We start from the raw sequence: 14,912 nt of genomic DNA, 5'->3' as shown, positions 1-14,912 counted from the left end.
GAGAAACAATGTCAACAAAATATATTTTTGTTACGGGTGGGGTTGTTTCCTCTCTTGGGAAGGGAATCGCGTCAGCTTCGATAGGCGCTTTGCTTGAAACTTACGGTTTTAAAATTACCATTCAGAAATTTGACCCGTATATAAATGTGGACCCGGGGACCATGAACCCTTACCAGCACGGCGAGGTTTATGTCGTGGATGACGGGACCGAAGCCGACCTTGATTTAGGGCATTATGAACGGTTTACAAATCTTAATCTCAGCAAAGATAATAACCATACGACAGGAAAAATTTATCACACCGTAATTTCAAAAGAAAGAAGGGGCGATTATCTCGGGAAGACAGTCCAGGTCATTCCTCATATCACGAATGAAATTAAAAGGCGGATATCGCATTTTGGCAGGAAAAGAAATATCGATGTTATTATTTCCGAGATCGGGGGGACTGTCGGAGATATTGAGAGCCTTCCTTTTTTGGAAGCCATAAGGCAGTTTAAGGCGGATATAGGCAGGGAGAACATCATTTATATCCACCTGACACTGGTCCCTTACATTAAGGCCGCCGCCGAGTTAAAGACAAAACCGACACAGCACAGCGTTAAGGAATTACAGGAGATTGGAATCCAGCCGGACATTCTTTTGTGCCGCACGGAAAAACCGCTGGGAAAAGACATTAAATCGAAGATAGCGCTTTTTTGCAATGTGGGCGAAGACGCTGTCATACAGGCAAGGGACATAAAATCGATTTATGAGGTCCCCCTGATGTTTCATAAAGAAGGATTGGACCGCATTATATTGAAAAAGCTGGGAATGAGGCCCAAAAAGCAGAACCTGGCAAAATGGGAAAAAATAGTAAATATCATTAAAACATCGGAGAAGAAAGTTTCAATCGCCGTTGTCGGGAAATACATAGAACTCAGAGACGCCTATAAAAGCATTTCGGAGGCCCTGGTACACGGTGCGATCGCGAATAAAGTCTGTCTTGATATCAAGTGGATTGATGCTGAAAAACTTATTTCAAACGGGGCTGCGAAATATTTAAATGGTGTCAGCGGGATACTCGTGCCGGGAGGTTTTGGCGACAGGGGGATTGAAGGAAAAGTCGGGGCGATAAAATACGCGAGAGAAAATAAGATACCGTTTTTCGGAATTTGCCTGGGTATGCAGTGCTCGGTCATCGAATTCGCGAGAAATGTCTTAAACCTGGAAAAAGCGAACAGTTCGGAGTTTGACCAGAATACGCCGCACCCGGTTATCAATTTGATGCTTGACCAGAAAAATATCGAGAACAAGGGCGCGACTATGCGCCTGGGCGCTTATCCATGTGTTATAAAAAAGAACACCCTGCTAAGTAAAATATACGGTAAACCGCGCGTGAAGGAGCGGCATCGCCATAGATATGAATTTAATAATGATTACAGACAGCAATTTGAAAAGAACAACTTTCTTATTTCAGGATTATCGCCGAACAAGAAACTGGTTGAAGTAATAGAATTGAGCGGCCACCCGTGGTTCGTCGCCGTGCAGTATCACCCTGAGTTTAGGTCAAAACCGGATAACGCGCATCCATTGTTTCGTGAATTTATAAAAGCCGCTGTTGATAAAACAGCGTAGAAATTTTAAAATGAAAAAAATAATTTTATTATTATTGATTTTTGTCTCTGCTTCATTTGCAGACGGGTTTATCCCGGATCCGAAAATGGGCGACAGGTGGATAATCAGGAGGCAAATAGGTGAATTTACGGAGGAGGGCGGGAATGTCACTAAAACTCAATACTGGAAATATGAAGTCATCGCGGATGTTTTATTGGATAATACTGAATATATTGTTATTTTGATAACCTCTGATGAAACAAAAAAAAATATTAAACTAACTATTCAGAAAGAGGGATTTATTTTAAGGGAAATAGCTATAACAGAAGGAGGGGATTCCGTAAACATAAAGGTTGAAGAAATAATTGCTCCGTTTATAGGCACCGGGGATTATTCACATCTATATGATTTACCGGCTTTCCCTTTATTGGATGCGAATAGAGCCGATAAATATGTTATCGCCCCTGAAAGCGGGAATAAAAGGTTAAGAACAAATTTCAGAAGGCATCTTTATTCAAAAGGGGATGTAGTAACCACTGAATTAATATGGCAGGAAACCGAAAATATAAGCATCGAAAATATCAGAAAATTTTCCAGCCTTACGGATGATTATTTGAACAAATTTAAAAATGACGGTTTCTTTTTGCTGATTAAAGGGGAAAAACGAAGAGTCAGGCAGGTATGGCTGCCTGATATTCCATGGTGGATTTACAACAGGGCGACGAATGAGAGAAATTATCTGGTGGATTTTATTGAAAAATAGAGGGCGATTAGCTCAGCTGGTTAGAGTGCCCCGTTCACATCGGGGAGGTCACTGGTTCAAGTCCAGTATCGCCCACCAAAATTTTTCACAGGTGAAAAATTTGTGTATTTTGTAATTAGTATTTTGTAATTTGCAGAAGAGAAAATTGATTATGTTAGTTCCACACTCACACACAATACAATTATTTATATGCGTTATGATGTCGCGATAATAGGTGCGGGGCCGGCAGGGAGTTTTGCGGGGTATCACCTTGCAAAAAACGGATTTAAAGTAGTTATTCTTGATAAAGAGAAATTCCCGCGTTTTAAACCCTGCGGAGGCGGGTTGTCCCTTAAAGCCTGGGAATTGCTGGATTTTAATATCGAACATCTGATAGAGCGAAAGATAAAAACCGCGAAAATATTTTATAAATCGCCTGACTTTATTGAATTAAAGGCCGATAAATATATTGGCTGTATTATAGACAGGAAAAATTTTGATTTTTTCCTGGTCCAAAAGGCAATTGAAAAAGGGGCGGAATTCAGGGACGAGAGTAAAGTAACATCCATGGAAATCGGGGAAAAGGAAGTTTCAATTGTAGCGGGGGGCGGGAAAATCGTTTCCCGTTTTGTTATCGGTGCGGACGGGGCCTCAAGCTGGACGGCAAAATTTCTCGGTTTAAATTATCCTGAAAAAGTCGTGTCCGTAGCGACAGATATAGAAATGGATGAAACGAATTCCATCCGGTATGAAGAGTCATTGGCGTTTGATTTTGGTTTTGTCCCCTGGGGTTATGCGTGGATTTTCCCGGGAAAAGATAAATTTTCAGTCGGGATATACACGTTAAAAAAAATGAATATTTCCGGACTGCTTGAAAAATTTATTGAGAAACAGGGCCTTTCAGGCAAAAGAATATTTATGCACCGCGGAGGAATTATTCCCCTGGGCGGTTTGAGACAAAATATCGCAAAAGGCAGGGTTCTTCTTGCCGGTGATGCCGCGGGGCTTGTGGACCCGTTTCTCGGGGAAGGAATTTATTATGCTTTAAAAAGCGGGCAATTGGCGGCCGAAAGCATCATGGATTTTTCATCCAAAAATATTTCTCTTAACAATTACGCCGAAAAGGTGTATACTGATATGGTTATACCTTTTCAGTTTGCAAGAAAATTGTCGTATTTTGTATTCAAATTTAACCGGATCGGCTACCACATTTTAAAAAACAGCAGGTTTTTTCAGAAATATATTATTGATATTATTTCAGGAGAGAGAATATACTGATTATTAAATAATAGAAAATGAAACTAGAAAGTGCTTTAAAACGAAAAAATATATTTATTGTTTTGAGGTGGCTGATAACATTTATTATTGTTTTGATTTTTGTCCAGAATAATAAATTTATATTCGATTCGCCTGTTATTTTAACTTTTATTTCTTTATATGCCGTTAGTACTTTCATGCTTAATTTTTTCGAGGACAAAATCTTCGAAAAAAACTGGATGAACTATACCATATTTCTTTTTGACATTATATTTATTTCTGCGGCGATTTATTATAACGGTGAAATAGACAGTAATTTTTACCTGGTATATTTTTTAACTATTTTAATGGCGACTATAGGCCAGGATGTCAAGATGACTTTTGTAGTATCTTCGTTGAGCTGTCTGGTATATGTTTTGATAATTTATAAGGCAGACAGTTCTATTGATAAAATTCTGGACCCCGCTTTTTTTATCCGTTTGCCTTTTTTTTATATAATTTCTCTTGCCAGCAGTTTTCAATCGCAGGAATTCCATCAAAAAGAAATAAAAATGGCGGCCCAGCAGCACGAGGATTTTATAAATACCGTTGACGCGCTGGGTAAGCTTATTGAATTTAAAGACCCTTATACCGGCGGTAAACATTGCCACGCGGTCCGTGAATACGCGGTCGCCATTGCCGCAAAGCTGAATTTGCCTACTGAAACAATTGAAAATGTCCGGATTGCGGCTTCATTGCATGATATCGGCAAAATAGGAATCAAGGGTGCCATATTAAATAAAGAAGGCCCCCTGGATGAATTTGAAATTGAAATGATAAAAAAACATCCTATGATCGGAGAAGAGGCCATAAAAAGCATCAATAAATTAAAGGATGTCCGCCAGATAGTCCGTTATCATCACGAAAGATTTGACGGTAAATTGGACGGCAGTTTCGGTTCTTATACGGGTGAGGTCAAGGGAGAAGATATCCCGATTGAATCAAGAATAATCTCGGTGGCCGATTCATATGATGCGATGATTTCTGACAGGCCCTATCGCAAAGCTTTATTCAAGGAAGAGGCCAGGAAAATAATAAAGGAAGAAAGCGGCAAACAATTTGACCCTAAAATAGTAGAAGTGTTTCTGGAATATTTAGAGGAAACTGATTGTTAATATATAATCAAAGTTTAAATCTCTGATTAGGAGGGAAAATGCTAATGCAAGGATTAGAAAAATTCGCAACGAAAACTTCGTCGCCTTTTGCCAAAAATATTTTTTTTATTTTATTATTAAGCTTTGTTGCTGTTATATTTTTACCGATAGCCAAAGGACAGGCCTTTAAAAGAATCCGGGAAGGCGACCCTGCGATAGATTTCACATTAAGCGATATGAATAAAACCAAAATTAATCTTAAGGATTTTGCCGGAAAAAACATTGCAACAGGCGTTATTTTCTGGAATTTTAATTCTACAAATTCAACAGATGAATTAATGGTATTACAGGATTTATACGCCAAATATAAAGATTCCGGTTTAAACATTCTGGCGGTCTATGTCCCAAATTCCGATAAGGAAACAACATTTGAAGAACTGGACAAAGTAAGCCAGATTATTGCAGAAAAGGGTATTAATTTTGCGGTTGTTATCGATGATGGATTAAAAATTTATAATCAGTACGGCGTTGTTACCACCCCAAGTTTAGCCGTTATTGATATGGATAATAAAATTTTATCTATTTTGCCGGGTTACCCGAAACTATCAGGGGAAAGATTGGTGAAAAAATCGTTTGAAAAACCACTCTCGATAGAAATAGTCCCCAAGCCTAAAATCGCAGAGGGATATGTCCCTAAAGGGAAATCACAATTTTATTATAATTTTGCGATAAAAATGTTTAAATTGGGCTTTATGGAAAAGGCAAAAGAAAAAATAATGACTTCTTTAAAAGAAGATGATAAATTTCCCTTAAGCCACAGCCTGCTCGGCAGGGTATTTGCCCGACAGGATAATATCGACAGTGCTTCAGCCTCTTTTATTACCGCCCTGGATTTGGATCCCAAAAATATTGAAACACATTATTATTACGCGGTTGTCTGCCGCAATGGTGACAGGCTTGCCGAATCCATTGAGGAATTTAACCAGGCATTAAAGTTGGCGCCCCGTGATCCAAGCATTGTTTATGGGCTTGGGACAGCATATTACAAAAACGGTGAAAAAGAAAAGGCAAAAGAAAAATTTCTTGAGGCCATAAAAATAATTGATGAAAATAATGCCGGTAACATAGTTTTAAAGGATGAACTTTCTCAAAACAAGGGAAACGTTTTCTATGATCTGGCAAACCTGTATTTAGAAGAGAAAAACACTGATGATGCTATTTCGGCATTCAAGAAATCCAATAGTAATTATAAAAAATTTATTGAGATTGCAAGAAGTGATATTTAAAAAATGAAAAAAACAGCTTTATTATTATTGTTTTTAACAGAGGTTATTTTTGCATCCCAGGCTACTTATGAAGGCAGTAAACGGTGCCGCACATGCCATATGAGGAAGGATGCAGGCATGATTTATGAAAAGTGGGAAGAGAGTGAACATGCTCATGCGTATGATGACCTTAACGAAGAAGAGAGAAAAAACCCGTTTTGCCTCAAGTGCCATGTTACAGGCTATAACGAACCCGCGTCCCCGGGAATTGAAGCTGATGACCTCCTGGGTGTCCAGTGTGAAGCCTGCCATGGGGCCGGAAGCCTGTATAAAAAAATAGAAATAATGGATGAAGGGGAATATAAGAAGAATCTTTCCTTCCAGCGTAAAAAAGCAATTGAAGCCGGTTTAATCATGCCGACAGAAGAAACCTGCAAGAAATGTCATAACCAGGAAAGCCCGCATTACAAACCATTTGTATTCAGGATGGCCTATCCCAAAATAAAACATCTTATCCCGCGCCGGTATTTAGAAAAATAAAAGATGAAAATTAAAAATATTCTATTTGTGTCTTTTAAGGTCGGTATTTTAATCATATGGATGGGTATGATGTATGTTTTGGTTAAAAATAATTATGCGCCAAAAAAAATAAATAATAAATTTGATACAACCCATGTTGATAATTCACTGGTCAAAGATGAATGGATGGGGATCTATTTTAAAAACGAAAAAATAGGTTACAGCCACTGGATGATGATACCTGATAAGGATAAGAATGTGTATATTGTTGACGAACAAAGTTACATGGCTTTTACCGCGGGGAAAGAACATATAAATATGAGAATAAAAAATAATGCGGTAATTGATTCCAATTTCAGGTTAAAAGATTTTACAGCCTATTTGTTTTCAGCCATGTATAATTTGAAAATAGAAGGAAAGATGGACGGCAATGAATTTAAAATAAGGATGTCATCCGATAAATCGGTAAAAAACATTTCCATCCCTGTCGAAGAAATACCTTTAATTACAAGCAACATAAACCAGATTATTTCAAGTAAAGGTTTAATCCCGGGAAGTAATTATATATTTCCATATTATGATCCTTTTACTCTTACAAACAAAAGAATGTCAGTGCATGTTGAAAAAAAAGATCAGGTTGAAATTTATGGCAAAACGGAACAGGCGTATAAAATCAGGGAAGATTATGACGGGATTATCGTTTATGCATGGCTGAAAGAAGACGGTACAAGGCTCAGGGAAGAAAGCCCGATGGGATTTGTTTTAAAGAGGGAGAGACAGGATGACGCATTAAATGTTTTAGATAAAAATGAAAAGATTGATTTAATAAAATCAACACGTGTAGTGTCCGAAAAACATATAGAAAACCCGAGAGAAATAACTTATTTGAAATTAGAATTAAGCGGGATTGATTTGAACGGTTTTCCTCTTTTAAACCAGGGACGGCAAAGGATAAACGGGAATATTTTAGAAATATTTAACCTGCCTTTTAAAGAAAATAAAACAGGCAGGGCGGATAAATTTTTGGCATCAAGCCTCTTTATACAATCGGACGACCCGTTAATTAAAGATAAAGCAGATGAGATTGCAGGGAATGAGAAAGATTCTTTAAAGAAGGCGGAATTGATTACAAAATGGTTGAATCAAAACCTGAAGAAAAGGGTTACAGTCAGTGTTCCTGATGCCGTTTCAATTTTAAAAACAAAAACCGGGGATTGTAACGAACATGCGACGCTGTTTACCGCGCTGGCAAGGGCGGCCGCTCTGCCTTCAAAAATATGTGTGGGACTGGTTTACTCCGGGGATGGTTTTTTTTATCACGCGTGGAACGAGGTGTTTGCCCGGAACGAATGGATAAGTGTTGATTCGGTTTTTGGACAAATCCCCGCTGATGCCGCACATGTTAAATTTATTGAAGGCGAACTGGCACAGCAGATGGACATATTGAAAATTATCGGGCAGATTCATATAAAAATATTGGAGTATAAATGATAGATATTGTTAATCTTTCTAAAAAATTCCGGGAAAATCCGGCAGTTTGCGGCCTTAGCCTGAATGTTAAAAAGGGGGAGATATTCGGTTTTATCGGGCCGAACGGCGCGGGTAAAACAACCACTATAAAGATGATCTCTGGTTTGCTCATGCCTACAGCAGGGACTATCAAAATCGATAATATCGATATATCGTTAAATCCTGTCGATGCGAAAAAAATAACCGGGCTTATTCCCGACGAACCGTTTTTATATGAAAAACTTACGGGATGGGAGTTTTTATATTTCCTGGGCCAGCTTTATAATCTTGATAAAAACACAATAAAAAACAAAGGAATGGAACTGCTGGATTTATTTAATTTAACATATGAAGCTGATGATCTTATCGAGGGTTATTCTCATGGAATGAAGCAGAAATTGGTTATAATTTCAGCATTAATCCATGAGCCCAGGGTTATTATTGTTGATGAACCCATGGTGGGGCTGGATCCCAGGAGCAGTAAAATTGTAAAAAATATTTTTGTTACACTTGCGAAGAAAGGCGTGACAATATTCATGTCCACGCACACATTATTTCTGGCCCAGGAGATTTGCGAGAGAATCGGCGTTATATATAAAGGGAAGCTTATAGCCCTTGGGACGTTTGATGAATTAAAAAATAAAGCGGAATCCGACAATGTAGAAAACCTTGAAGAGATTTTTCTTAAACTTACTGACAAATGATACCGGCCATTTATATTTTTAAAAATAAAATTATTTTCGGCGGGAGGCGGGAGATATTAAAAATAATATTGTTTACTTCCCTCTCTTTTGCATTTGCGATAGCAAGTTATCTTATATCGTTTAAGATTTTGCTTTATTTTAACTCGATTGAATTTATCGGCAGGCTTCTTATTGTAAAATTGTTTTCGCTCATATTGGCAACATTTTTCTCTTTTATTTATTTCAGCAATATTATAACCGGGTTGTCGACTTTTTACCAGTCCTCTGATATTAACCTTTTGATGGCATCCCCTGTGTCTTATTCAAAAATAATTTTTAAGAAATTCTGGGAAACATTTTTCCAGAGTTCATGGATGATTATTTTTATCAGCCTGCCCGTGTTTTACAGCCTGGGCAGGGTAATAAACGCAGACGGGAAATTTTATGCTATTGTTATTTCGTCTTTTGTGCCGTTTATAATTATCGCATCGCTGCTGGGCGTTATTACCACAAACATTCTCGCAAAAATATTTTCCGTTAAACGTACAAAATGGATTTTCTTTATATTGGGGCTTGTATTCGGGATTGGATTTTATTTGTTTATAAGGTTATTAAAGCCGGAGCAGTTTGTTGACCCTGACAGGTTTCTCACCCTGACAAGTTACCTGGCATCGCTTAAGGCCACGGAAAATATTTTTTTCCCGTCAGCATGGATTTTGAAAATTATTTCCTCCCTGATGGAAAGGGACTATTTAAATAAAGATTTATATTTTTATCTCGGGCTTACATGGATTAACGCCCTGTTTTTATTTATTGTCATGATGGAAACAGTTGGCGGGCTGTTTTTCTCCTGCTGGTCCAACGCGCAGGAAGGGAGGCAGAAGAGAATTGGTTTGCCATGGCTTAACAAATTGAATAACCCGGTTATCCGCAAAGATTTGCTGGTATTTTTTCGTGACTCTTCACAATGGTCGCAATTATTCCTGTTGCTGTCGCTGGTGGTGGTTTACATATATAACTTTTCAGCCTTACCGCTCGAGAAATCGCCTTTGCCGACGTTATATTTAAAAAACCTGGTGTCTTTTTTGAATTTGGGTTTAGCCGGGTTTGTCTTGTCCGCGATTTCAGTGCGGTTCGCCTTCCCAAGCATAAGTTCTGAAAAAACATCACTGACGCTTATAAAAAGTTCTCCGTTTGATTTAAAAAGATTCTTATGGAGCAAGTATGTTTTTAATTTTATACCTTTGCTGTTTTTGTCGTTAGTTCTCATATGTGTGACAAATATAATCCTTCATACAGACAGGTTTATGTTTATTTTATCGATAATAACAATTATTTTTTTGACTTCGGGAATAGTATCGCTTTCAATTTCCCTGGGAATAATTTTCCCCGTGTTTAAATTTGAAAACAAGAGTTCGATATCTACAAGTTTCGGCGGTCTGATCTGCATGCTGGTTACAATTGCTTTTATTGGATTTGTGATTATAATGGAGGCATTCCCGGTAAGCAGGATTTTGTGGGCGGAAATATTCAGCAGGAAGCTTTCATTATATACGACTTTGAGGATTTACCTGTCATTTATCACAGTTTTTCTGATTAACCTGGCAGTGTTTTTTATACCTCTCAAAATAGGATATAAAAAGCTTTGTCAAATGGAATTTTGATTTAATATGGTATAATGTGTCAAACCCCGCACCAAAACCTTCTATTTGCTGTAAGAGGGATGTTTTGTAGACGTGTTGAAATTGCTCATTGAAAGGAGTAAAAAATGCCTGATGAAAAAAATAAAAACCAGTCGAAAAAATATGAAGGGCCGCCAAAAGTAACGGATGTTCTGCAGAATTATATTGTTGTCCTCGGGACGCTTTCCCTGCATTACATGGGTGTTGTTCCAAACCCGGAGGGCAAGCTGGATACGAGCGGTAAAAGGGAATTGACGCAGGCAAAAATAGCGATAGATTCAATGGCGGTTTTATATAAACAAATTGAAGGTTTGCTTGACAGCAAGGTGAAAAATAATATTGAAATTATGCTCGATGATTTAAGATTAAGGTTCGCGGATGAGAGCGGAAAGAATGAAACAAAACAGTAAAAACGGCGTAAATGTGTTAAATTTAATGCCTGAAATGTTCAGCCCGAAATTTAAATTTTTAATAAGCACGCGGGCGGGAGGTGTGAGCAAACCGCCGTATGATTCATTAAATTTAAGTTTCAACGTGGGTGATAAAAAGGAAGATGTGGTGTTTAACAGGGAAAAATTTTTTGATTTAAACGGTTTTCGTGAGAATAATATCGCAAAACCGGAGCAAACCCACGGTGAAAAAATAGCGGAAGTCAAAACAGGCGTCAATCTTTGCTTTCCGGCTACAGACGCCTTGATTACAAGAGAAAAAGGCGTGGTTTTGTCTGTTATGACAGCGGACTGCCTGCCGATCATGGTTTTCGATGTTTTTAATCAGATTATCGTGCTGATTCACTCGGGATGGAGGGGGACACTCCTTTTTCTGGCTTATAAAACTGTAAAAAAAATGAAGACCGATTTTAATACTAAAGCACGGGATTGTTATGCTGTTTTAGGGCCTGCGATATGTTCAAATTGTTATTCAATAAATAACGATTTAGCGGATAAAACCACGAAGGCTTTTAACGGCAGGGAAATAGGCCTGAAAAGAAAAAATGGCAAAATATATTTTGACCTTGTGGAGACGAACACAATATTATTGCGGAATGCCGGGTTGAAAAGTGAGAATATTTATCCTTCAAATTTCTGCACTTCATGCCAGCCCGCTTTGTTTTTCTCTCACCGCAGGGATTATGGGGAAACCGGGCGCATGATGTCACTCGCGTGGATGGAATAAAACAGTTCAAAGTTAAAAGTCGAAAGTTTTAAGCAATGAATAGTAATGTGAAAAGTAATATTGAAAATATAAGAATGAGAATAGCACGGGCAGCGGAGCGTTCGGGCAGGAATCCCGGGGAAATAAAATTAATCGCTGTGACTAAATATGTCCCGGAAGAAAAGATCAAAGAAGCAATTGAGGCGGGAATTACCGGTATAGGAGAAAACAGGGTGCGGGAAGCGGAAAGAAAATATTTAAACCTGAAAGTTCCGGTTGAATGGCATATGATCGGACATTTGCAGACCAATAAGGTTAAAAAAGCCGCGGGTATTTTTGGATGGATCCAGTCGATAGACAGTTCGCATTTGGCTGAAGAATTGAATTCTTCACTTTTATCCACGGGGAAAAAGATAAAGGTCCTTGTGGAGGTCAATGTGTCCGGCGAAGAATCAAAATACGGCGTAAAACCCGGCGACGCGGAAAACCTGGTTAAAGAGATATTAAATTTACCGCAATTGGAGATGAAAGGTCTGATGACAATGGCTCCATTATCTGAAAACCCTGAAGATACGCGCCCTTATTTCAGGAAATTGCGCATGCTTTTATCAGGTTTACAAGACAGCACCGGCAGAAAGATAGAATATCTTTCAATGGGTATGACCGGTGATTTTGAGGCAGCAGTTGAAGAAGGGGCGAATATTGTAAGAATCGGCAGAGGGATATTTGGAACATCCGCCTGACGGGATGAGATAAATTGACTTATTGATTAGCATGTCAAAACATTTTATCATAGACGGTTATAACGCGATGCATAAACTTTGTCTCTGCGAGGACAATAATCTACAGGCAGGGAGAGAGAGGCTTATTGCTTTAATAGATAAATATAAATTGACAGGAAGCAAAAATAATACGCGGACCATTGTGTTTGACGGGAAACGGGATGTTTTTTCACCGTGTGAAAACGGGCAAAGGGGCGTGGTTTTTACCCAGGATGAGACGGCTGACAACAAGATAAAAAGGATGGTTGAAAGATCGAAAAATCCGCGTGAAATGGTGGTCGTTACCGATGATAATGAAATAAGATATTACACCCGCGGTCTCGGTGCGGAAGTGCGAAACATTGTTGAGTTTTTTGCAAAAGCAAAAAGAAAATCAAGGGCGTCCTGCAGTGAAAAACCCAGTGAATATGACGAGAGCTATCTTGAAATAACCGATGAACTTAAAAAAATATGGCTAAAAAAATAAACCGTTTAAATTGCCCAATCTGTAAAGTATCAATAAAAAGAGAAGGAAATAACTTTTTCCCGTTTTGCGGCGCAAGATGCAAAAACGCCGACCTTTATCATTGGTTAACAGATAAATACAAGGTCAGCCGACCGTTGGAAGAAAATGATGATCTTATTTTAAACGGAAATTCAGGATCCTGAAAAGATGGATTATCCTGCTGAAAAAGACATGAATATCACCAAGAAAATTTTGTATTGAGCGGGGGACCTTCATTCCTTTAAAAATTAGCGGCCTGTCAAGCTCCCTTTTGTCGCATAAAATATCGCGGTTAAGCCTGTCGATAAGAGGTTTTATTTTTAAAAGTTCCGCCTGCACCTGGCCGGGGTCCTTTAATTGCTTTATCTGGTCTATTTTCGCGATGATTTCAACAGATTTTTTAATGGAAATATCAATTTCCTTTGCCCTTTTTTCTGAGATTTGCCTGTATTTAAGTTTTAACAGGTTAAGCCTTTCCGCCGCGTTATAGGTGCTTTGAACAATCTCATCGCGGGTCATCCATATTGTTTCGAAGCTCATCATGTCTTTCCAGCTTGGATTCAGTAAAGCTGTACGGTGTTCCTCAAGGGTTTTTCTGAAAAGGCGGTAACCGTATTTTTCCGGTTCTTCAAAAGCGGGACTGCCCGGGTCAATGAAAGGCACAAGCGGAGAAATATAAAGAAAAACTTTATCAACGTGCATTTTATATTTGTCCATCAGATATTCGCAATAATCTATTGTTTCAGCAACGGATTTCATGGTCTGCATAGGAAGTCCGATAGTGAAAAAAATATCAATTTTATGATAATTAAATTCAATGCAGTCATCAATCATCCGTTCCAGTTCCGCGTTGGTGTAAGGACGGCCGTACATCTGTCTTATTTTTTCATCATGAGAATCAGGAGAAATCTCTACACTCACGGTCGGGACCGCTTCCTTTGCCGCTTTAATATATTCTTTTGGGGGTGGTTTAAAAAATTCAAGAAGAAGCTGGTTTTTAATCCTGGCGTTTTTTAAAAGGCGGACCATTTCCCACGCATATTCTTCGCCGGGCTGGTATGGGTCGCCGATTATAAAAATCGGGCCTTTTATGATACGATCTGCATTTTTTATTGTTTTTATGACGGATTCCGGCGAAAAAAATACGGGTTCATTCCGGCTGCAGACTTTTTCAAACGCGTCTGCGGAACCGCCGCAGGTAAGGCAATTATATTTGCACCCGTGCGCGGTCATAATCGCGGTAATCGGATACGATACCCAGTAATGAAAAGGCATATGGCCGGAAAGGTCCCGGTATTTTATTACAGATTTTATTATATATTTATAGTTTGCGGATACATCCTGGAGTGTTGAAGGTATATGAGTCATTTTATTTACAACTATGTTACCGTCTTTTTTCCATGTGAGGTTGGGTATCTGTGACAGGTCCCCGCCTGTTTTTAAAGTGTCCATTAATTTTAAGACAGGTATCTCGGCAGAATCACCTCTTATGACGAAATCAACCTGCGGGTATTTAACTAATTCCCTGTGAAAATATGACGAAGATAACCCTCCAAAGACAATAGGTTTATCAGGATGGTATTTTTTTACTATTTTGGCTAATTCCAGGCTCCCGTGGGCGTGTGGAAGCCAGTGAAGGTCAATGCCAAAAAGAAATTTCACATTTATATTTTTTATAAATTCTTCCGGATCATATTTAGGATTTAGAAGCATTTTCAGGGCGACATTTTTAATCCTGACCCTGTAGCCGTTGGAATCCAGAAATGCCGCTATGCGCGTCATCCCGATCGGGTACATCTCGAATATCGGGGTGGAAGGGATAACGTCGCTTATAGGCCCGAATAAAAGCGAGTATTTTCTGAAATCATATACGCTTGGCGCGTGCAAAAGCAATAAATCGACTTCTTTCATTTTTACCTGTCCGTAAATTTAAAATATGTAATTATAATATATTTTTACAAGATTTTCAATTATTAATAAGAAGAGAAGTATCCCCAAAATTTCAGCGTCAAAATAAAGCCGTTTGATAAATCAAATTATTTGTTTGGCCTGTTTTATTGAAAACTATGCCTGAATACTTTGCAAATATTTCTTTTATTCCGTCAGCAA

15 protein-coding genes and 1 tRNA gene are annotated in these 14,912 nt (G+C 38.5%); 15 read left to right on the top strand and 1 reads right to left on the bottom strand.

From position 1 onward, the window contains the following. Positions 1 to 8 precede the first annotated feature (8 nt). The 15 genes from AB1498_11865 to yacG all read left to right on the top strand — a co-directional run bounded on the left by AB1498_11865 (position 9) and on the right by yacG (position 12,967). Entirely contained in the window at positions 9 to 1,613 is a 1,605-nt protein-coding gene (locus tag AB1498_11865) for a CTP synthase (GenBank protein ID MEW6088987.1), read from the top strand. Between the two features lie 10 nt (positions 1,614 to 1,623). After that, on the top strand, positions 1,624 to 2,355 hold the full coding sequence (locus AB1498_11860) for a hypothetical protein (GenBank protein MEW6088986.1): 732 nt from the start codon (positions 1,624 to 1,626) through the stop codon (positions 2,353 to 2,355). A 1-nt stretch (position 2,356) separates the two neighbouring features. After that, positions 2,357 to 2,433 (top strand) — tRNA-Val (locus AB1498_11855). Positions 2,434 to 2,499: 66 nt separating this feature from the next. Further along, positions 2,500 to 3,612 carry a geranylgeranyl reductase family protein gene (locus AB1498_11850; GenBank protein MEW6088985.1) on the top strand — a complete coding sequence of 371 codons (1,113 nt, stop codon included), beginning with the start codon at positions 2,500 to 2,502 and terminating at the stop codon, positions 3,610 to 3,612. Between the two features lie 17 nt (positions 3,613 to 3,629). Further along, a complete protein-coding gene (locus AB1498_11845; GenBank protein ID MEW6088984.1) occupies positions 3,630 to 4,745 on the top strand; it encodes an HD-GYP domain-containing protein in 1,116 nt (371 codons plus the stop codon). 44 nt (positions 4,746 to 4,789) lie between these two features. Next, positions 4,790 to 6,010 (top strand): redoxin domain-containing protein, encoded by a 1,221-nt coding sequence (locus AB1498_11840; GenBank protein MEW6088983.1) that lies wholly within the window; start codon positions 4,790 to 4,792, stop codon positions 6,008 to 6,010. Positions 6,011 to 6,013: 3 nt separating this feature from the next. Continuing rightward, a complete protein-coding gene (locus AB1498_11835; GenBank protein ID MEW6088982.1) occupies positions 6,014 to 6,529 on the top strand; it encodes a cytochrome c family protein in 516 nt (171 codons plus the stop codon). A 3-nt stretch (positions 6,530 to 6,532) separates the two neighbouring features. Continuing rightward, positions 6,533 to 7,999: a transglutaminase-like domain-containing protein gene (locus tag AB1498_11830; protein ID MEW6088981.1), complete on the top strand. Its 1,467-nt coding sequence runs from the start codon at positions 6,533 to 6,535 to the stop codon at positions 7,997 to 7,999. Beyond that, a complete protein-coding gene (locus tag AB1498_11825; GenBank protein MEW6088980.1) occupies positions 7,996 to 8,721 on the top strand; it encodes an ABC transporter ATP-binding protein in 726 nt (241 codons plus the stop codon). Before AB1498_11830 ends, AB1498_11825 begins: the two co-directional genes overlap by 4 nt. Continuing rightward, entirely contained in the window at positions 8,718 to 10,364 is a 1,647-nt protein-coding gene (locus AB1498_11820) for a hypothetical protein (GenBank protein ID MEW6088979.1), read from the top strand. Before AB1498_11825 ends, AB1498_11820 begins: the two co-directional genes overlap by 4 nt. A gap of 104 nt (positions 10,365 to 10,468) precedes the next feature. Then, on the top strand, positions 10,469 to 10,792 hold the full coding sequence (locus AB1498_11815; protein MEW6088978.1) for a DUF1844 domain-containing protein: 324 nt from the start codon (positions 10,469 to 10,471) through the stop codon (positions 10,790 to 10,792). Continuing rightward, the gene (pgeF, locus tag AB1498_11810) at positions 10,776 to 11,558 is read left to right on the top strand and encodes a peptidoglycan editing factor PgeF (GenBank protein ID MEW6088977.1); all 783 of its coding nucleotides are present in this window, start codon (positions 10,776 to 10,778) and stop codon (positions 11,556 to 11,558) included. Before AB1498_11815 ends, pgeF begins: the two co-directional genes overlap by 17 nt. Before the next feature lie 47 nt (positions 11,559 to 11,605). Beyond that, positions 11,606 to 12,280 (top strand): YggS family pyridoxal phosphate-dependent enzyme, encoded by a 675-nt coding sequence (locus AB1498_11805; GenBank protein MEW6088976.1) that lies wholly within the window; start codon positions 11,606 to 11,608, stop codon positions 12,278 to 12,280. Between the two features lie 31 nt (positions 12,281 to 12,311). Further along, entirely contained in the window at positions 12,312 to 12,785 is a 474-nt protein-coding gene (locus tag AB1498_11800) for an NYN domain-containing protein (GenBank protein ID MEW6088975.1), read from the top strand. After that, complete coding sequence (yacG, locus tag AB1498_11795; GenBank protein MEW6088974.1) at positions 12,770 to 12,967, top strand: DNA gyrase inhibitor YacG; 198 nt, start codon at positions 12,770 to 12,772, stop codon at positions 12,965 to 12,967. Before AB1498_11800 ends, yacG begins: the two co-directional genes overlap by 16 nt. Here the strand turns inward: yacG and AB1498_11790 are convergent. After that, entirely contained in the window at positions 12,939 to 14,714 is a 1,776-nt protein-coding gene (locus tag AB1498_11790; protein ID MEW6088973.1) for a TIGR04190 family B12-binding domain/radical SAM domain protein, read from the bottom strand. The two genes, yacG and AB1498_11790, sit on opposite strands and share 29 nt — an antisense overlap. Positions 14,715 to 14,912 lie beyond the last annotated feature (198 nt).

The sequence above is a fragment of the bacterium genome (assembly GCA_040754625.1).
GTDB lineage: Bacteria > JACRDZ01 > JAQUKH01 > JAQUKH01 > JAQUKH01 > JAQUKH01.
This window is presented reverse-complemented; position numbering and strand designations above follow the sequence as displayed.